We start from the raw sequence: 20,079 nt of genomic DNA, 5'->3' as shown, positions 1-20,079 counted from the left end.
CACTCTCTTGCCGCCTTGAGGCAACTCGAATGATTTTGAGTAAAGGTGTAATTTGTAGGCCTGATAAGATGCGAAGGCATCGCCATCAGGCAAAACATTATTCATCGTGTGTGATGATCGCCGGGATGGTGTCATCTTTACGCAGCGTCAGAATTTCACAGCCGTTTTCCGTTACCACAATAGTATGCTCGTACTGAGCAGACAAGCTGCGGTCTTTGGTTTTTACCGTCCAGCCGTCTTTCATGGTGCGGATACGGTAATCCCCGGCGTTCAGCATCGGTTCAATGGTAAAGGTCATGCCAGGCTGCAACACGACGCCGCCATCGTCTGCATCATAATGCAGCACCTGCGGTTCTTCATGGAAGCCGCGACCAATACCGTGTCCGCAGTATTCACGTACCACGGAGAAACCTTCGCCTTCGGCATATTTCTGGATGGCGGCGCCAATGGTGCGCAGGCGGATGCCCGGTTTCACCATTTTGATGCCCAGATACAGGCTCTCTTGCGTGACGCGGCACAGACGCTCGCCCAGAATGGTCGGTTTGCCGACGATAAACATCTTCGAGGTATCGCCGTGGAATTCATCTTTAATCACGGTCACGTCGATGTTGACGATATCACCATCTTTCAGATGTTTAGCGTCATCCGGAATGCCGTGGCACACCACTTCATTAATAGAAATACAGACGGATTTCGGATAGCCGTGGTAGCCGAGGCAGGCGGAGATCGCGTGTTGTTCGTTAACGATGTAATCGTTACAGATACGGTCCAGTTCGCCGGTGGTGACTCCCGGTTTGATATACGGTTCGATCATTTCCAGCACTTCGGCTGCCAGACGGCCCGCGACGCGCATTTTTTCGATGTCTTCAGATGTCTTGATAGAGATAGCCATGAATTCTGTCCATCAGTGCCGATGATTTCGGCAATAATTGTGTAAGTGCTGACAATGGTATCAGTCAGGGGTGTACCCTGCCAAATTGAGAATCATTCTGAACTTCGCCTTTCGTGCCACAGGTGCGTTGGCGACATTTTTTCACCCCAGTCACTTATTGGCCGTAAGCTCCCGGGGATGCAAAAATTTGCCGCCTGCCTGTAACACGAAATTCATCGTTCAATTCAGCACTGAGTGCCAACAATTATTGGTGTCGGTGGCGTATTTGTGGTATAAAGCGCGCCGGACTTCCGATCCATTCGAAGACTACACACGATGGACGGGAGCGACAAATCTCACTTTGTGTAACAACACACACGTATCGGCACATATTCCGGGGTGCCCTTTGGGGTCGGTAATATGGGATACGTGGAGGCATAACCCCAACTTAATCTATAGAGGTTTTAAATCATGGCAACTGTTTCCATGCGCGACATGCTCAAGGCTGGTGTTCACTTTGGTCACCAGACCCGTTACTGGAACCCGAAAATGAAGCCTTTCATCTTCGGCGCGCGTAACAAAGTTCACATCATCAACCTTGAGAAAACTGTACCGATGTTCAACGAAGCTCTGGCTGAACTGAACAAGATCTCTGCTCGTAAGGGTAAAATCCTTTTCGTTGGTACTAAACGCGCTGCAAGCGAAGCGGTGAAAGAAGCTGCTAACAGCTGCGACCAGTTCTTCGTGAACCATCGCTGGCTGGGCGGTATGCTGACTAACTGGAAAACAGTTCGTCAGTCCATCAAACGTCTGAAAGACCTGGAAACTCAGTCTCAGGACGGTACTTTCGAAAAGCTGACCAAGAAAGAAGCGCTGATGCGTACTCGTGAGCTTGAGAAACTGGAAAACAGCCTGGGCGGTATCAAAGACATGGGCGGTCTGCCGGACGCTCTGTTCGTTATCGATGCTGACCACGAGCACATTGCTATCAAAGAAGCGAACAACCTGGGTATCCCGGTATTTGCTATCGTTGATACCAACTCTGATCCGGACGGCGTTGACTTCGTTATCCCGGGTAACGATGACGCAATCCGTGCTGTTAGCCTGTACCTGGGCGCTGTCGCTGCAACCGTTCGTGAAGGCCGTTCTCAGGATCTGGCTTCCCAGGCGGAAGAAAGCTTCGTAGAAGCCGAGTAATAAGGCTTGATAACTCCCTAAAATAGTTCGAGTTGCAGGAAGGCGGCAAGCTCGAGAATTCCCGGGAGCTTACATCAGTAAGTGTCCGGGATGAGCGAGTGAAGGCAACGCGCCTGCGGCTCGAAATATGAAGGGGAGAGCCCTTATAGACCAGGTAGTATCACGTTTGGTTAGGGGGCCTGTATATGGCCCCCTTTTTCACTTTTATATCTGTGCGGTTTGATGCCGGGCAGATCAAATCTTTCGAGGATTTTAGAATGGCTGAAATTACCGCATCCCTGGTAAAAGAGCTGCGTGAGCGTACCGGCGCAGGCATGATGGATTGCAAAAAAGCGCTGACTGAAGCGAATGGCGACATTGAGCTGGCAATCGAAAACATGCGTAAGTCCGGCGCTATCAAAGCGGCGAAAAAAGCAGGCAACGTGGCTGCTGACGGCGTAATCAAAACCAAAATCGACGGCAACGTCGCTTTCATTCTGGAAGTTAACTGCCAGACTGACTTCGTGGCTAAAGATGCTGGCTTCCAGGCATTTGCTGACAAAGTGCTGGACGCCGCTGTTGCTGGCAAAATCACTGACGTAGAAGTTCTGAAAGCACAGTTCGAAGAAGAGCGCGTTGCTCTGGTAGCGAAAATCGGCGAGAACATCAACATTCGTCGCGTCGCTTCCCTGGAAGGCGACGTTCTGGGTTCTTACCAGCACGGTGCGCGCATCGGCGTTCTGGTTGCCGCTAAAGGCGCTGACGAAGAGCTGGTTAAACAGCTGGCGATGCACGTTGCGGCAAGCAAGCCGGAATTCGTTAAGCCGGAAGACGTGTCTGCTGACGTGGTAGAGAAAGAGTACCAGGTACAGCTGGACATCGCGATGCAGTCCGGTAAGCCGAAAGAAATCGCAGAGAAAATGGTTGAAGGCCGCATGAAGAAATTCACCGGCGAAGTTTCTCTGACTGGTCAGCCTTTCGTCATGGAACCGAGCAAATCTGTTGGCCAACTGCTGAAAGAGCACAACGCTGACGTGACTGGCTTCATCCGCTTTGAAGTGGGCGAAGGCATTGAGAAAGTCGAGACTGACTTTGCAGCAGAAGTTGCTGCGATGTCTAAGCAGTCCTGATTTTCCTGAGGAGCCGCCTGAGGGCGGCTTCTTTTTGCGCCTCTCTTGTAAAATCAGCCGACGCCTGGCGTCTGCGCTGAAATGCGACGTACAATGTCGCCGGAATTAACTCATATCAATCGTTGACAGTCTCAGGAAAGAAACATGGCTACCAATGCAAAACCCGTCTATAAACGCATTCTGCTTAAATTAAGCGGCGAAGCTCTGCAGGGTACGGAAGGCTTCGGTATTGATGCAAGCATACTGGATCGTATGGCTCAGGAGATCAAAGAACTGGTTGAACTGGGTATTCAGGTTGGTGTGGTGATTGGCGGTGGTAACCTGTTCCGTGGCGCGGGTCTGGCAAAAGCGGGGATGAACCGCGTTGTGGGCGACCACATGGGCATGTTGGCCACCGTCATGAACGGCCTGGCAATGCGTGATGCGCTTCACCGCGCCTATGTGAACGCCCGCCTGATGTCGGCAATTCCTTTAAACGGCGTGTGCGACAACTACAGTTGGGCCGAGGCTATTAGCCTGCTGCGTAATAACCGTGTTGTGATTCTGTCTGCAGGTACGGGTAACCCGTTCTTCACTACCGACTCTGCGGCCTGTCTGCGCGGGATCGAAATTGAAGCGGATGTCGTACTGAAAGCGACCAAAGTGGATGGCGTATTCACTGCCGATCCGGCAAAAGATCCTTCCGCGACCATGTACGATCAGCTGACCTACAGCGAAGTGCTGGATAAAGAGCTGAAAGTGATGGATCTGGCGGCGTTCACGCTGGCTCGTGACCACAAACTGCCGATTCGTGTTTTCAACATGAACAAACCAGGCGCGCTGCGTCGTGTGGTGATGGGCGAAAAAGAAGGGACGTTAATCACGGAATAATTCCCGTGAGCGCCAAATACGGGTAAGATTCTGTTCTATTGACGGGTCTTATTACCTGGCAGAAATTAAACGAGACTATACTTAGCACATCTTTGTATTGTGTGACCGTCTGGTCTGACTGAGACTAGTTTTCAAGGATTCGTAACGTGATTAGCGATATCAGAAAAGATGCTGAAGTACGCATGGAAAAATGCGTTGAAGCGTTCAAAACCCAAATCAGCAAAGTGCGCACGGGTCGTGCTTCTCCCAGCCTGCTGGATGGTATTGTCGTAGAATACTATGGCACTCCGACCCCGCTGCGTCAGTTGGCAAGCGTAACGGTAGAAGACTCCCGTACCTTAAAAATTAACGTGTTTGACCGTTCTATGGGGCCAGCCGTTGAAAAAGCGATCATGGCGTCAGACCTCGGTTTGAATCCAAGCTCTGCGGGCACCGACATTCGCGTTCCGCTGCCGCCGCTGACCGAAGAACGTCGTAAAGATCTGACGAAAATTGTCCGTGGCGAAGCGGAGCAGGCGCGTGTCGCCGTTCGTAACGTCCGCCGTGATGCGAACGATAAAGTAAAAGCTCTGCTGAAAGATAAAGCGATCAGTGAAGATGACGATCGTCGCTCTCAGGAAGAAGTACAGAAAATGACCGACGCGGCAATTAAGAAAGTGGATGCGGCGTTGGCAGATAAAGAAGCAGAACTGATGCAGTTCTGATTGATCTGTACGCAGATATAAACTCATTCCACCGCTAAACCTGGCGGATGAGTGGTGTACAAAGCGCCGCGCAGAAGACATTATCAGGTCTCCTGTGCGGCGTTTTGCTTTTTATTCCGTTTCAACACTTCTGGACGTTTCATGAAGCAATTAACCATTCTGGGCTCGACCGGCTCTATTGGTTGCAGCACACTGGACGTGGTGCGCCATAATCCTGATAGCTTCCGCGTTATCGCGCTGGTGGCGGGTAAAAATGTCGCCCGCATGGCGGAGCAGTGCCTGGAATTCTCGCCGCGTTATGCCGTGATGGACGATACGTCGAGCGCAGAACAGCTCAAAATAATGCTTCAGCAGCATGGCAGCCGCACCGAGGTTCTGAGCGGTCAGCAGGCTGCCTGTGAGATGGCGGCGCTTGATGAGGTCGGGCATGTGATGGCGGCCATTGTGGGCGCGGCTGGTTTACTGCCGACCCTGGCGGCGATTCGCGCAGGGAAGACGATTCTGCTGGCGAATAAAGAATCGCTGGTGACCTGCGGGCGGCTGTTTATGGACGAAGTAAAACGCAGCAACGCCCGGCTTTTACCCGTCGATAGCGAACATAACGCGATTTTTCAGAGTTTGCCGCAATCTATTCAGCATAATCTGGGATACGCTGACCTTGAGCAAAATGGCGTAACGTCGATTTTGCTTACCGGGTCTGGTGGCCCGTTTCGTGAAACGCCAATGTGCGATCTGGCAGCGATGACGCCGGATCAGGCATGTCGTCATCCGAACTGGTCGATGGGGCGAAAAATCTCCGTCGACTCCGCCACCATGATGAATAAAGGTCTGGAATACATTGAAGCGCGTTGGTTATTTAATGCCAGCGCACGTCAGATGGAAGTGTTGATCCATCCGCAATCGGTCATTCATTCGATGGTGCGTTATCAGGACGGCAGCGTCCTGGCGCAGCTTGGAGAACCTGACATGCGTACGCCTATTGCGCATACGATGGCATGGCCGAATCGCGTCACGTCCGGCGCGCAGCCGCTTGATTTTTGCAAACTCAGCGCGCTGACGTTTAGCGCGCCAGATTATCAGCGTTATCCATGCCTGAAGCTGGCGATGGAGGCGTTTGAGCAAGGTCAGGCGGCAACGACGGCGCTCAATGCGGCAAACGAAATCACCGTTGCCGCGTTTCTGGCGCAACAGATTCGTTTTACCGATATCGCCGGGCTCAATTTAGCGGTGCTGGAGAGGATGGATTTACAGGAACCGGCAAGCGTTGAGGACGTATTGCAGGTTGACGCCATCGCGCGTGAAGTAGCCAGAAAACAAGTGATACGGCTCTCACGCTGACGATTATCCCGCGACAGAAGATCGTGCTATTTGTTAGCGTTGGGCTTCGGTGATATAGTCTGCGCCACCTGATCGCAGGTTTTTGGCTTTTTTCGGTCAGGTTAGCCGTGGTTTTACACGGCTTTTTTGTGGATACACAAAATCATTCAGGACGCATCGGGACGGCAGGCGAATACGTTCCCGGCGTGCGCAGACAGCGCACGACAGGGGCGATGACGCGCAGTCATCCGCGAAGCGAACCGAAGAGAATGTGTATAAAGGCTTCAGTATTCCTGAGTACCGCTAAATCCTTTCAGGGACAAAAAACGCGTTATGTTGTCTGCAACTCAACCAGTAAGCGAAAATTTGCCAGCGCATGGCTGCCGTCATGTTGCAATAATTATGGATGGCAATGGTCGCTGGGCGAAAAAGCAAGGGAAGATCCGGGCCTTTGGGCATAAAGCCGGAGCGAAGTCCGTCCGGCGAGCGGTCTCTTTTGCTGCCAATAACGGTATTGATGCGTTAACGCTGTATGCCTTTAGTAGTGAAAACTGGAACCGACCGGCGCAGGAAGTGAGCGCGTTAATGGAGCTGTTTGTGTGGGCGCTGGATAGCGAAGTCAAAAGCCTGCACCGCCATAACGTTCGCCTGCGTATTATCGGCGATATCAGCCGATTCAACTCACGTTTACAAGAACGTATTCGCAAGTCAGAAGCGCTTACCGCCCATAATACGGGTCTAACGCTGAATATCGCTGCGAATTACGGCGGACGTTGGGATATTGTCCAGGGAGTCCGACAACTGGCGGAACAGGTGCAGGCTGGAGTGCTGCGCCCCGATCAGATTGATGAAGAGAGACTAGGCCAGCAAATCTGTATGCATGAGCTGGCGCCTGTGGATTTAGTAATTAGGACTGGGGGAGAGCATCGCATTAGTAACTTTTTGCTTTGGCAAATTGCCTATGCCGAACTTTACTTTACGGATGTTCTTTGGCCCGATTTCGATGAACAAGACTTTGAAGGTGCGCTGCATGCCTTTGCTAATCGAGAGCGTCGTTTCGGCGGTACCGAGCCTGGTGATGACAAAGCCTGATGGGGGTTGCTTTTGCTGAAGTATCGCCTGATTTCTGCTTTTGTGTTAATACCCGCGGTCATCGCTGCGCTTTTTTTATTGCCGCCGGTGGGGTTCGCTATTATTACGCTGGTTGTCTGTATGCTGGCCGCGTGGGAATGGGGACAGTTAAGCGGTTTCGCCGCGCGTTCACAGCGGGTTTGGCTGGCGGTGCTGTGTGGTCTGTTATTGGCGCTGATGCTATTTTTGTTGCCTGAGTATCATCACAACATTCGTCAACCGCTGGTTGAGATGTCGCTTTGGGCATCGTTAGGATGGTGGGTTGTCGCGCTACTGCTGGTGCTATTTTATCCCGGTTCGGCGGCAATCTGGCGCAACTCAAAAACATTGCGTCTCATTTTCGGTTTGTTAACTATTGTGCCATTTTTCTGGGGCATGCTGGCGCTGCGCGCCTGGCACTATGACGAGAATCATTACAGTGGCGCAATATGGCTACTCTATGTCATGATCCTGGTCTGGGGAGCGGACTCTGGCGCGTATATGTTTGGTAAATTATTTGGCAAACATAAGCTGGCGCCGAAGGTTTCCCCGGGTAAAACCTGGCAAGGGTTTATCGGCGGGCTTGCTACGGCTGCCGTGATCTCATGGGGTTACGGTATGTGGGCGAATCTGAATGTTGCGCCTGTTATCTTGCTGATTTGCTCTGTGGTGGCGGCTCTGGCTTCTGTACTGGGCGACCTCACCGAGAGTATGTTTAAGCGCGAAGCAGGAATTAAGGATAGCGGCCACTTGATTCCAGGCCATGGCGGCATTCTGGACCGAATTGACAGCCTGACGGCTGCCGTACCGGTCTTTGCTTGCCTGTTGTTACTGGTGTTCAGGACGCTCTAACGGAAGGTTTTATGCTGAGTATTCTCTGGAATCTGGCTGCATTCATCATCGCACTGGGCGTGCTGATCACTGTGCATGAATTTGGTCATTTCTGGGTTGCCCGGCGCTGCGGTGTGCGAGTTGAGCGCTTTTCCATCGGTTTTGGCAAAGCGCTCTGGCGTCGTACCGATCGGTACGGCACAGAGTATGTCATCGCCCTGATCCCGCTGGGCGGCTACGTCAAAATGCTGGATGAACGCGCCGAACCGGTAGCGCCGGAATTGCGTCGTCACGCCTTCAATAACAAAACGGTGGGCCAGCGCGCCGCAATTATTGCCGCAGGTCCGGTTGCGAACTTCATTTTTGCTATCTTTGCTTACTGGCTGGTCTTTATCATCGGCGTCCCTGGCGTTCGTCCGGTCATTGGCGAAATAACGCCCAACTCGATTGCTGCGCAGGCGCAAATTGCGCCTGGTACGGAACTTAAAGCCGTTGATGGTATCGAAACCCCTGATTGGGATGCCGTGCGTTTACAACTGGTGTCCAAAATTGGCGATCAGCAGACGACGGTGAGCGTCGCGCCGTTTGGTAGCGACCAGCGGCAGGACAAAACGCTTGATTTACGTCACTGGGCATTTGAGCCTGATAAGCAAGATCCTGTATCTTCTTTAGGGATTCGGCCCCGCGGGCCACAGATTGAACCGGTACTGTCAGAAGTGCAGGCGAATTCCGCAGCCAGTAAAGCGGGTTTGCAAGCGGGCGACAGGATCGTTAAAGTCGATGGTCAGCCGTTAACGCAGTGGATGAAATTCGTGACGTTTGTACGCGATAATCCCGGTAAGCCGTTAGCGTTAGAGATTGAAAGGCAGGGGAGCGCCTTGTCGTTGACGTTAACGCCGGATACGAAATCGGTTAACGGAAAGGCGGAAGGGTTTGCAGGCGTGGTGCCTAAAATTATTCCTCTGCCGGAAGAGTACAAGACTATACGCCAGTATGGGCCTTTTAGCGCCATCCTCGAAGCCACGGATAAGACGTGGCAGTTGATGAAGCTGACGGTCAGTATGCTGGGTAAATTGATAACCGGTGATGTGAAACTGAACAACCTCAGTGGGCCGATTTCTATCGCTCAGGGGGCTGGGATGTCAGCGGAGTTCGGGGTGATTTATTACCTGATGTTCCTTGCGCTAATCAGCGTGAACTTAGGGATAATCAACCTGTTTCCGCTGCCCGTTCTTGACGGGGGTCATCTGCTGTTCCTGGCGATTGAAAAGCTTAAGGGCGGGCCGGTATCCGAGCGGGTTCAAGACTTTAGTTATCGCATTGGCTCGATTTTGCTGGTGTTGTTAATGGGGCTTGCACTTTTCAATGATTTCTCTCGGTTGTAAGAGAGTTAGTTAGGAAGAACGCATAATAACGATGGCGATGAAAAAGTTGCTCATAGCGTCGCTGCTGTTCAGCAGCGCCACCGTATACGGTGCTGAAGGGTTCGTAGTGAAGGACATTCATTTCGAAGGCCTGCAGCGAGTCGCCGTTGGTGCGGCTCTCCTCAGTATGCCGGTGCGCACAGGCGACACGGTTAATGATGAAGATATCAGTAACACCATTCGCGCTCTGTTCGCCACCGGCAACTTTGAGGACGTCCGCGTCCTGCGCGATGGTAATACCCTTCTGGTTCAGGTAAAAGAACGTCCGACCATTGCCAGCATCACTTTCTCCGGGAACAAGTCGGTGAAAGATGACATGCTCAAGCAAAACCTCGAAGCGTCTGGCGTACGTGTTGGCGAGTCTCTGGATCGCACCACGTTGTCTGATATCGAAAAAGGTCTGGAAGACTTTTACTATAGCGTAGGTAAATACAGCGCCAGCGTTAAGGCGGTCGTCACGCCGCTGCCGCGCAACCGTGTTGATCTTAAACTGGTGTTCCAGGAGGGCGTATCGGCGAAGATCCAACAGATCAACATCGTCGGTAACCATGCCTTTAGCACCGAAGAACTCATTTCCCATTTCCAGTTGCGTGACGAAGTGCCGTGGTGGAACGTCGTCGGCGATCGTAAATACCAGAAACAGAAGCTGGCGGGCGACCTTGAAACCTTGCGCAGCTACTATCTGGATCGCGGCTACGCGCGTTTCAATATTGACTCCACGCAAGTCAGTCTGACGCCGGATAAGAAAGGGATCTACATCACCGTCAATATCACCGAAGGCGATCAGTACAAGCTTTCCGGGGTTCAGGTGAGCGGTAACCTGGCCGGACATTCCGCTGAAATTGAGAAACTGACGAAAATTGAACCGGGCGAGCTCTATAACGGCACCAAAGTGACCAAAATGGAAGATGACATCAAAAAGCTTCTGGGTCGCTATGGTTACGCCTATCCGCGCGTGCAGTCACAGCCTGAAATTAACGATGCTGACAAAACCGTAAAACTGCGCGTAAACGTCGATGCGGGCAACCGTTTCTACGTGCGTAAGATCCGCTTTGAAGGCAACGACACCTCAAAAGATTCCGTTCTGCGCCGTGAAATGCGCCAGATGGAAGGGGCGTGGCTGGGCAGCGACCTGGTTGACCAGGGGAAAGAGCGTCTGAACCGTCTCGGCTTCTTTGAAACCGTCGACACCGACACGCAGCGCGTTCCGGGTAGCCCGGATCAGGTTGATGTGGTGTACAAGGTGAAAGAGCGCAACACCGGTAGCTTTAACTTCGGTATCGGTTACGGTACAGAAAGCGGCGTTAGCTTCCAGGCCGGCGTTCAGCAGGACAACTGGTTAGGTACCGGTTATTCCGTGGGGATTAACGGTACCAAAAACGACTACCAGACCTACAGCGAACTGTCCGTTACTAACCCATACTTTACCGTTGACGGCGTGAGCCTCGGTGGTCGTATCTTCTATAACGACTTTGAAGCGGATGATGCCGACCTGTCCGACTATACCAACAAGAGTTACGGTACGGATGTGACGCTTGGCTTCCCCATCAACGAGTACAACACGTTGCGTGCTGGTCTGGGTTATGTCCATAACAAACTGTCCAACATGCAGCCGCAGATCGCGATGGATCGTTATCTTGAATCGATGGGCGACCCTGATGCCAGCGATTTTGCTGCCGACGACTTCACCTTTAACTACGGCTGGACCTATAACAAGCTTGACCGTGGGTATTTCCCGACGGACGGCTCGCGAGTCAACCTGACGGGTAAGGTGACGATCCCAGGTTCCGACAACGAATACTACAAAGTGTCGCTGGATACCGCGACCTATGTGCCTATCGATAACGATCACAAGTGGGTGGTTCTGGGGCGTACTCGTTGGGGTTACGGCGATGGTTTAGGCGGCAAGGAAATGCCGTTCTATGAGAACTTCTATGCCGGTGGTTCCAGTACCGTGCGTGGTTTCCAGTCGAATACTATCGGCCCGAAAGCGGTCTATAAAAATGGCGCCCACACTAGTTGGGACGATAATGATGATTACGAAGACTGTACTCAGGAATCAGGCTGTAAATCAGATGATGCGGTAGGTGGTAATGCCATGGCTGTCGCCAGCCTGGAATTTATTACCCCGACGCCGTTCATCAGCGAAAAGTATGCCAACTCGGTTCGTACCTCCTTCTTCTGGGATATGGGTACCGTTTGGGATACGAACTGGGATCCGTCATCTGCGCCGTCAGATGTACCGGATTACAGCGATCCAGGCAACATCCGTATGTCCGCGGGTATCGCATTACAATGGATGTCCCCATTGGGGCCGTTGGTCTTCTCCTACGCCCAGCCGTTTAAAAAGTACGATGGAGACAAAGCCGAGCAGTTCCAGTTTAACATTGGTAAAACCTGGTAATTGTTCACTGCAAAGGAATGCATTGGTAGTGTAGCGATGACTTTTGGCGATGCCCCCACGGATCGCCAGGCCACGCAAAGAGCTGTACCTTCGGGTGCAAATGGGATGGTAAGGAGTTTATTGTGAAAAAGTGGTTATTAGCTGCAGGTCTTGGTTTGGCGATGGTAACGTCCGCACAGGCTGCTGACAAAATTGCAATCGTCAACATGGGTAATCTGTTCCAACAGGTTGCGCAGAAGACGGGTGTATCCAATACACTGGAAAACGAATTTAAAGGCCGTGCGGCTGAACTGCAAAAAATGGAAACCGATCTGCAATCTAAAATGCAGCGTCTGCAATCCATGAAAGCAGGTAGCGATCGTACTAAGCTGGAAAAAGACGTGATGTCTCAGCGCCAGACTTTCGCACAAAAAGCGCAGGCTTTTGAGAAAGATCGCGCTCGTCGTTCCAACGAAGAACGCAACAAACTGGTGACTCGTATCCAGACTGCGGTGAAAAAAGTGGCTAACGACCAGAGTATCGATCTGGTGGTAGACGCAAACACCGTTGCTTACAACAGCAGCGATGTGAAAGACATCACCGCTGACGTACTGAAACAGGTTAAATAAGTAATGCCTTCAATTCGACTGGCTGACTTAGCAGAACAGTTGGATGCAGAATTACACGGTGATGGCGATATCGTCATCACCGGCGTTGCGTCCATGCAATCTGCAACAACAGGCCACATTACGTTTATGGTAAATCCTAAGTACCGTGAACACTTAGGTTTATGCCAGGCTTCTGCGGTTGTCATGACGCAGGACGATCTTCCTTTTGCTAAGAGCGCGGCGCTGGTAGTTAAAAATCCCTACCTGACCTACGCGCGCATGGCGCAAATTTTAGATACTACGCCGCAGCCCGCGCAGAATATCGCGCCAAGCGCCGTGATTGATGCGACGGCAACGCTGGGTAGCAATGTTTCAGTCGGCGCGAATGCGGTGATTGAATCTGGCGTACAACTGGGCGATAACGTGGTTATCGGCGCAGGCTGTTTCGTCGGAAAAAATAGCAAAATCGGGGCGGGTTCACGCTTGTGGGCGAACGTAACGATTTACCACGACATTCAGATCGGTGAGAATTGCCTGATCCAGTCCAGTACGGTGATCGGCGCGGACGGTTTTGGCTACGCTAACGATCGTGGCAACTGGGTGAAGATCCCACAACTGGGCCGGGTCATTATTGGCGATCGTGTCGAGATCGGCGCCTGTACCACCATTGACCGTGGCGCGTTGGATGATACTGTTATTGGCAATGGCGTGATTATTGATAATCAGTGCCAGATTGCACATAACGTCGTGATTGGCGACAATACGGCAGTTGCCGGTGGCGTCATTATGGCGGGTAGCCTGAAGATTGGCCGTTACTGCATGATTGGTGGCGCCAGCGTGATCAATGGGCATATGGAAATATGCGACAAAGTCACGGTAACTGGCATGGGTATGGTGATGCGTCCCATCACGGAACCGGGCGTCTACTCCTCAGGCATTCCGCTGCAACCCAACAAAGTATGGCGTAAAACTGCTGCACTGGTGATGAACATTGATGATATGAGCAAGCGTCTCAAAGCGATTGAGCGCAAGGTTAATCAACAAGACTAACGTTTCGCCTTGTAGTTGCCATTCTTTTCCGGCCTGTCACATTCATACGATTGCGGCAGGCCGTGTTATTATTGCCTTTTTGTATATTTGGACAGGAAGAGTATTTTGACTACTAACACTCATACTCTGCAGATTGAAGAGATTTTAGAGCTTCTGCCGCACCGTTTTCCGTTTTTACTGGTCGATCGCGTGCTGGACTTTGAAGAAGGTCGTTTTCTGCGTGCGGTGAAAAATGTCTCCGTCAACGAGCCGTTTTTCCAGGGACACTTCCCGGGCAAACCGATTTTGCCAGGCGTGCTGATTCTGGAAGCGATGGCGCAGGCAACCGGTATTCTGGCGTTTAAAAGCGTTGGTAAACTGGAACCTGGCGAACTGTATTATTTCGCGGGTATTGATGAAGCGCGATTTAAGCGTCCGGTGGTGCCAGGCGATCAGATGATCATGGAAGTCACTTTCGAGAAAACGCGCCGTGGCCTGACCCGCTTTAAAGGGGTTGCGCTGGTCGACGGTAAAGTCGTGTGCGAAGCAACCATGATGTGTGCTCGTAGCCGGGAGGCCTGATTCGTGATTGATAAATCCGCCTTTATTCATCCTACCGCCATTGTGGAAGATGGCGCTGTAATTGGCGCTAATGCCCACATTGGTCCCTTTTGTATTGTTGGGCCGCAGGTCGAAATTGGTGAGGGAACCGTACTGAAGTCTCATGTGGTCGTGAATGGTCAAACCAAAATCGGCCGCGACAACGAGATTTATCAGTTTGCCTCCATCGGTGAAGTGAACCAGGATCTAAAATATGCGGGTGAGCCGACCCGTGTGGAAATTGGCGATCGTAACCGCATCCGCGAAAGCGTCACCATTCATCGTGGTACAGTGCAGGGCGGTGGGTTGACGAAGGTGGGTAGCGATAACCTGCTGATGATCAATGCGCATGTCGCACATGATTGTACGGTAGGTAATCGCTGTATCCTCGCCAACAACGCCACGCTGGCGGGGCACGTATCAGTCGATGATTTTGCGATCATCGGCGGTATGACGGCAGTTCATCAATTCTGCATTATCGGTGCGCATGTGATGGTCGGCGGCTGCTCCGGCGTGGCTCAGGATGTCCCTCCGTATGTGATTGCGCAGGGTAACCATGCGACGCCGTTCGGGGTAAATATCGAAGGGCTGAAGCGTCGCGGCTTTAGCCGTGAAGGGCTGGTGGCGATTCGTAATGCCTACAAACTGTTGTACCGCAGTGGTAAAACGCTCGACGAAGCGAAGCTGGAAATTGCTGAACTTGCTGAAAAGCATCCGGAAGTGAAGGCGTTTACCGAGTTCTTTGAGCGTTCAACGCGCGGTCCGATTCGTTAATGGCGGCACAGCGTCCTTTAACGATTGCCCTGGTCGCCGGTGAAACGTCCGGCGATATTCTTGGCGCAGGCTTAATTCGTGCGCTGAAAGCGCGCGTACCCAACGCCCGTTTTGTGGGCGTTGCGGGGCCGCGTATGCAGGCCGAAGGGTGTGAAGCCTGGTACGAAATGGAAGAGCTGGCGGTCATGGGCATTGTTGAAGTGCTCGGACGTTTACGCCGTTTGTTGCATATCCGCGCCGATCTGACCCGCCGTTTTACCGAACTCAAGCCCGATGTCTTTGTCGGGATTGATGCCCCTGATTTCAATATTACCCTCGAAGGTAATCTGAAAAAACAAGGGATTAAGACCATTCATTATGTCAGCCCGTCCGTTTGGGCCTGGCGACAGAAACGCGTTTTCAAAATAGGCAGATCCACCCATATGGTGCTGGCTTTTCTGCCTTTCGAAAAAGCGTTTTACGATAAATTTAACGTCCCGTGCCGCTTTATTGGTCACACCATGGCGGATGCCATGCCGCTGGACCCGGATAAAAATGCGGCGCGCGACGTGCTGGGTATCCCGCATGACGCCCATTGTCTGGCGCTACTGCCTGGCAGTCGTGGCGCGGAAGTGGAAATGCTCAGCGCCGACTTCCTGAAAACCGCACAATTGCTGCGACAGCGCTATCCCGACTTGGAAGTGGTAGTGCCGCTGGTGAACGCGAAACGCCGCGAGCAGTTTGAAAAAATTAAAGCGGAGGTTGCGCCGGATCTCGCCGTTCATTTGCTGGACGGCATGGCGCGCGAGGCGATGATCGCCAGCGACGCGGCTCTGCTGGCCTCGGGTACGGCGGCGCTGGAGTGTATGCTGGCAAAATGCCCGATGGTAGTGGGGTATCGTATGAAGCCCTTCACTTTCTGGCTGGCGAAACGTCTGGTGAAAACGGAGTATGTGTCTTTGCCTAACCTGCTGGCGGGAAGAGAATTAGTCAAAGAGCTGTTGCAGGAAGAGTGCGAACCGCAAAAACTCGCCGAAGCGCTGTTTCCGCTACTGGCGAACGGTAAAACCAGCCATGCGATGCACGACACCTTCCGTGAACTGCATCAGCAGATCCGCTGTAATGCCGATGAGCAGGCGGCAGATGCCGTCCTGGAGTTAGCACAATGATCGAATTTGTTTATCCACACACCCATTTAGTGGCGGGTGTGGATGAAGTGGGCCGTGGCCCGCTGGTGGGCGCCGTAGTGACCGCCGCCGTGATCCTCGATCCGGCTCGCCCGATCGTCGGTCTGAATGATTCCAAAAAATTGTCTGAAAAGCGTCGTCTGTCATTGTATGACGAGATTAAAGAAAAGGCGTTAAGCTGGAGTCTGGGACGCGCGGAAGCGCATGAAATTGATGAGCTGAATATTTTGCACGCCACCATGCTCGCCATGCAGCGCGCTGTCGCTGGTCTTCATATTGCGCCAGAATATGTGCTGATCGACGGCAATCGCTGTCCGGCGCTGCCTGTGCCGTCAATGGCCGTGGTGAAAGGCGACAGCCGCGTGGCGGAGATTAGCGCGGCGTCTATTCTGGCGAAAGTCACCCGCGATGCAGAAATGGCGGCGCTGGATATCGTTTTTCCTCAGTATGGCTTTGCGCAGCACAAAGGCTATCCAACCGCTTTTCATCTGGAAAAGTTGGCACAGTATGGCGCGACGGCGCACCACCGACGCAGTTTTGCGCCTGTTAAACGCGCTCTGGGACTTGTGTCCTGATTCTTGTATCGAGAAATCTGAAGATGTCTGAACCACGTTTCGTTCACCTGCGGGTGCACAGCGACTACTCTATGATCGATGGGCTGGCGAAGACCGGGCCGCTGGTGAAAAAGGCGGCCTCATTAGGTATGCCTGCGCTGGCGATCACCGATTTTACCAACCTCTGCGGTCTGGTGAAGTTCTACGGAGCGGGTCATGGCGCGGGTATTAAACCCATCGTCGGGGCGGACTTTAACGTTCACAACGAACTGCTGGGAGATGAGCTGACTCATCTGACGGTACTGGCGGCGAATAATACGGGATACCAGAACTTGACGTTGCTGATCTCGAAAGCGTATCAGCGCGGCTACGGCGCGGCAGGCCCGATTATCGAGCGCGACTGGCTGGTAGAGCTTAAAGAAGGTTTGATCCTGCTTTCCGGCGGGCGCATGGGCGACGTAGGCCGCTGTCTGCTACGCGGCAACCAGGCGCTGGTGGAAGAGTGCGTTGCTTTCTATGAAGCGCATTTTCCCGATCGCTACTTTCTGGAACTGATCCGTACCGGCAGACAGGATGAAGAGACCTATCTCCATGCTGCGGTTGAACTGGCTGAGGCACGTGGTTTGCCGGTTGTCGCGACAAACGATGTCCGTTTTCTTGAAAGCGATGATTTTGACGCCCATGAAATTCGTGTCGCGATCCACGACGGTTTCACGCTTGACGATCCTAAGCGTCCGCGCAATTACTCGCCGCAGCAATATATGCGCAGCATCGATGAGATGTGCGAGCTGTTCGCCGATATTCCGGAGGCGCTGGAAAATACGGTGGAGATTGCCAAACGCTGCAACGTAACGGTGCGTCTGGGTGAATATTTCCTGCCGCAGTTCCCGACCGGCGATATGACCACCGAAGATTATCTGGTCAAAAAATCGAAAGAGGGGCTGGAAGAGCGTCTGGCTTTCCTGTTTCCGGACGAAGAAGAGCGCAAAAAGCGTCGCCCGGAATATGACGAGCGTCTGGATATTGAACTACAGGTTATCAACCAGATGGGGTTCCCTGGCTACTTCCTCATCGTGATGGAGTTTATCCAGTGGTCAAAAGATAACGGCGTGCCGGTAGGGCCGGGACGTGGTTCCGGGGCCGGTTCGCTGGTGGCCTACGCGCTGAAAATTACCGACCTTGATCCGCTGGAATTTGACCTGCTGTTCGAACGTTTCCTGAACCCGGAACGTGTCTCGATGCCTGACTTCGACGTTGACTTCTGTATGGAGAAACGCGACCAGGTGATTGAGCACGTCGCAGACATGTACGGGCGTGATGCAGTATCGCAAATTATCACCTTCGGTACGATGGCGGCGAAAGCCGTTATCCGCGATGTGGGCCGCGTGCTGGGGCATCCGTACGGTTTTGTCGATCGTATCTCGAAGCTGGTGCCGCCCGATCCGGGCATGACGCTGGCAAAAGCCTTTGAAGCGGAACCGCAACTGCCGGAAATTTACGAGGCGGACGAAGAGGTCAGAGCGCTGATCGATATGGCGCGTAAGCTTGAAGGTGTCACGCGTAACGCCGGTAAACACGCTGGTGGCGTGGTCATCGCGCCGACCAAAATTACCGACTTTGCGCCGCTGTACTGCGATGAAGAGGGCAAGCATCCGGTTACCCAGTTTGATAAAAGCGACGTGGAATATGCCGGACTGGTGAAGTTCGACTTCCTCGGTTTGCGTACGTTGACTATCATCAACTGGGCGCTGGAGATGATCAACAAGCGGCGCGAGAAAAACGGCGAGCCGCCGCTGGATATCGCCGCCATTCCGCTGGACGATAAAAAAAGCTTCGACATGCTGCAGCGCTCGGAAACCACGGCGGTCTTCCAGCTTGAATCGCGCGGTATGAAAGACCTGATCAAGCGTCTGCAGCCGGACTGCTTTGAAGATATGATCGCGCTGGTGGCCCTGTTCCGTCCCGGTCCGTTGCAGTCCGGGATGGTAGATAACTTTATCGACCGTAAGCACGGTCGTGAAGAACTCTCTTACCCGGACGTTCAGTGGCAGCATGAAAGCCTGAAGCCGGTACTGGAGCCGACCTACGGCATCATTCTGTATCAGGAACAGGTGATGCAGATTGCCCAGGTACTTTCCGGGTATACTCTCGGCGGCGCGGATATGCTGCGTCGTGCGATGGGTAAGAAAAAGCCGGAAGAGATGGCCAAACAGCGTTCCGTTTTTGAAGAGGGCGCGAAAAAGAACGGTATCGACGGCGAACTGGCGATGAAAATCTTTGACCTGGTGGAGAAATTCGCCGGTTACGGGTTTAACAAATCGCACTCCGCCGCTTATGCGCTGGTTTCTTATCAGACGCTATGGCTAAAGGCGCACTATCCGGCTGAATTTATGGCGGCGGTGATGACTGCCGATATGGACAACACCGAGAAGGTCGTTGGCCTGGTGGACGAGTGCTGGCGGATGGGACTAAAAATTCTGCCGCCGGATATTAACTCCGGATTGTACCATTTCCACGTTAACGATGAGGGCGAGATCGTCTACGGCATCGGCGCGATCAAAGGCGTCGGCGAAGGGCCGATCGAAGCGATCATCGACGCGCGTAATCAGGGCGGCTATTTCCGCGAACTGTTTGATCTGTGCGCGCGGACCGACACGAAAAAGCTCAACCGCCGGGTGCTGGAAAAGCTGATCATGTCCGGGGCGTTCGACCGCCTGGGGCCGCACCGCGCCGCGCTGATGAACTCATTGGGCGATGCGCTGAAAGCCGCCGACCAGCATGCCAAAGCGGAAGCTATCGGTCAGGCGGATATGTTCGGCGTACTGGCGGAAGAGCCGGAGCAAATCGAGCAATCCTATGCCAGCTGCCAGCCGTGGCCGGAGCAGGTGGTGTTAGATGGGGAACGTGAAACGTTGGGGCTGTACCTGACGGGCCACCCTATCAATCAGTATTTAAAAGAAATTGAGCGCTATGTCGGCGGGGTAAGGCTCAAAGACATGCATCCGACAGAACGTGGTAAAGTCACCACGGCTGCGGGGCTCGTGATTGCCGCAAGGGTTATGGTCACCAAGCGCGGCAATCGTATCGGCATCTGTACGCTGGATGACCGTTCCGGGCGTCTGGAAGTGATGTTATTTACCGACGCGCTGGATAAATACCAGCAGTTGCTGGAAAAAGACCGCATACTTATCGTCAGCGGACAGGTCAGCTTTGATGACTTCAGCGGGGGGCTTAAAATGACCGCCCGCGAAGTGATGGATATTGACGAAGCTCGCGAAAAATACGCTCGCGGGCTTGCTATCTCGCTGACGGACAGGCAAATTGATGACCAGCTTTTAAACCGACTCCGTCAGTCTCTGGAACCCCACCGCTCGGGGACCATTCCAGTACATCTCTACTATCAGAGGGCGGATGCGCGTGCGCGACTGCGTTTTGGCGCAACGTGGCGTGTCTCTCCGAGCGATCGTTTACTTAACGATCTGCGTGGCCTCATTGGTTCGGAGCAGGTGGAACTGGAGTTTGACTAATACAG

At 53.0% G+C, this 20,079-nt stretch carries 17 protein-coding genes; 16 read left to right on the top strand and 1 reads right to left on the bottom strand.

Annotated features, from left to right (window positions below; translation table 11 throughout):
• Positions 1 to 97: 97 nt before the first annotated feature.
• Positions 98 to 892, bottom strand: a complete 795-nt coding sequence (gene map, locus ACLD4F_RS19255) for a type I methionyl aminopeptidase (protein ID WP_001018214.1) — start codon at positions 890 to 892, stop codon at positions 98 to 100.
• 450 nt (positions 893 to 1,342) lie between these two features.
• Between map and rpsB the strand changes: the two genes are divergently transcribed.
• From rpsB to dnaE, 16 genes are all read left to right on the top strand, one after another.
• On the top strand, positions 1,343 to 2,068 hold the full coding sequence (gene rpsB / locus ACLD4F_RS19250) for a 30S ribosomal protein S2 (RefSeq protein ID WP_000246886.1): 726 nt from the start codon (positions 1,343 to 1,345) through the stop codon (positions 2,066 to 2,068).
• 257 nt (positions 2,069 to 2,325) lie between these two features.
• Positions 2,326 to 3,177, top strand: a complete 852-nt coding sequence (gene tsf, locus ACLD4F_RS19245; RefSeq protein WP_000808106.1) for a translation elongation factor Ts — start codon at positions 2,326 to 2,328, stop codon at positions 3,175 to 3,177.
• Between the two features lie 144 nt (positions 3,178 to 3,321).
• Entirely contained in the window at positions 3,322 to 4,047 is a 726-nt protein-coding gene (pyrH, locus tag ACLD4F_RS19240) for a UMP kinase (protein ID WP_000224567.1), read from the top strand.
• Between the two features lie 146 nt (positions 4,048 to 4,193).
• Positions 4,194 to 4,751 (top strand): ribosome recycling factor, encoded by a 558-nt coding sequence (gene frr, locus ACLD4F_RS19235; protein WP_000622423.1) that lies wholly within the window; start codon positions 4,194 to 4,196, stop codon positions 4,749 to 4,751.
• 141 nt (positions 4,752 to 4,892) lie between these two features.
• Positions 4,893 to 6,089 carry a 1-deoxy-D-xylulose-5-phosphate reductoisomerase gene (gene ispC / locus ACLD4F_RS19230; RefSeq protein WP_000811905.1) on the top strand — a complete coding sequence of 399 codons (1,197 nt, stop codon included), beginning with the start codon at positions 4,893 to 4,895 and terminating at the stop codon, positions 6,087 to 6,089.
• A gap of 312 nt (positions 6,090 to 6,401) precedes the next feature.
• The gene (gene ispU, locus ACLD4F_RS19225) at positions 6,402 to 7,160 is read left to right on the top strand and encodes a (2E,6E)-farnesyl-diphosphate-specific ditrans,polycis-undecaprenyl-diphosphate synthase (RefSeq protein ID WP_000947413.1); all 759 of its coding nucleotides are present in this window, start codon (positions 6,402 to 6,404) and stop codon (positions 7,158 to 7,160) included.
• Positions 7,161 to 7,172: 12 nt separating this feature from the next.
• Positions 7,173 to 8,030, top strand: a complete 858-nt coding sequence (gene cdsA, locus ACLD4F_RS19220) for a phosphatidate cytidylyltransferase (protein WP_000922422.1) — start codon at positions 7,173 to 7,175, stop codon at positions 8,028 to 8,030.
• 11 nt (positions 8,031 to 8,041) lie between these two features.
• The gene (gene rseP / locus ACLD4F_RS19215; protein WP_000949017.1) at positions 8,042 to 9,394 is read left to right on the top strand and encodes a sigma E protease regulator RseP; all 1,353 of its coding nucleotides are present in this window, start codon (positions 8,042 to 8,044) and stop codon (positions 9,392 to 9,394) included.
• Positions 9,395 to 9,425: 31 nt separating this feature from the next.
• Positions 9,426 to 11,837 carry an outer membrane protein assembly factor BamA gene (bamA, locus tag ACLD4F_RS19210; RefSeq protein WP_001240922.1) on the top strand — a complete coding sequence of 804 codons (2,412 nt, stop codon included), beginning with the start codon at positions 9,426 to 9,428 and terminating at the stop codon, positions 11,835 to 11,837.
• A gap of 122 nt (positions 11,838 to 11,959) precedes the next feature.
• Positions 11,960 to 12,445, top strand: coding sequence for a molecular chaperone Skp (gene skp, locus ACLD4F_RS19205; RefSeq protein ID WP_000758966.1), 486 nt, complete (start codon positions 11,960 to 11,962; stop codon positions 12,443 to 12,445).
• A 3-nt stretch (positions 12,446 to 12,448) separates the two neighbouring features.
• The gene (lpxD, locus tag ACLD4F_RS19200; RefSeq protein WP_001139265.1) at positions 12,449 to 13,474 is read left to right on the top strand and encodes a UDP-3-O-(3-hydroxymyristoyl)glucosamine N-acyltransferase; all 1,026 of its coding nucleotides are present in this window, start codon (positions 12,449 to 12,451) and stop codon (positions 13,472 to 13,474) included.
• A 105-nt stretch (positions 13,475 to 13,579) separates the two neighbouring features.
• Entirely contained in the window at positions 13,580 to 14,035 is a 456-nt protein-coding gene (gene fabZ, locus ACLD4F_RS19195) for a 3-hydroxyacyl-ACP dehydratase FabZ (protein WP_000210741.1), read from the top strand.
• 3 nt (positions 14,036 to 14,038) lie between these two features.
• Positions 14,039 to 14,827, top strand: coding sequence for an acyl-ACP--UDP-N-acetylglucosamine O-acyltransferase (gene lpxA, locus ACLD4F_RS19190; protein ID WP_000565950.1), 789 nt, complete (start codon positions 14,039 to 14,041; stop codon positions 14,825 to 14,827).
• On the top strand, positions 14,827 to 15,975 hold the full coding sequence (lpxB, locus tag ACLD4F_RS19185) for a lipid-A-disaccharide synthase (RefSeq protein ID WP_076726072.1): 1,149 nt from the start codon (positions 14,827 to 14,829) through the stop codon (positions 15,973 to 15,975). The genes lpxA and lpxB overlap by 1 nt, the downstream gene beginning before the upstream one ends.
• On the top strand, positions 15,972 to 16,568 hold the full coding sequence (gene rnhB / locus ACLD4F_RS19180) for a ribonuclease HII (RefSeq protein ID WP_000569411.1): 597 nt from the start codon (positions 15,972 to 15,974) through the stop codon (positions 16,566 to 16,568). Before lpxB ends, rnhB begins: the two co-directional genes overlap by 4 nt.
• A gap of 23 nt (positions 16,569 to 16,591) precedes the next feature.
• The gene (gene dnaE / locus ACLD4F_RS19175) at positions 16,592 to 20,074 is read left to right on the top strand and encodes a DNA polymerase III subunit alpha (RefSeq protein ID WP_001294832.1); all 3,483 of its coding nucleotides are present in this window, start codon (positions 16,592 to 16,594) and stop codon (positions 20,072 to 20,074) included.
• Positions 20,075 to 20,079 lie beyond the last annotated feature (5 nt).

It is taken from the genome of Salmonella sp. 741265050_HSA (assembly GCF_046569445.1).
GTDB classification, from domain to species: domain Bacteria; phylum Pseudomonadota; class Gammaproteobacteria; order Enterobacterales; family Enterobacteriaceae; genus Salmonella; species Salmonella enterica.
This window is presented reverse-complemented; position numbering and strand designations above follow the sequence as displayed.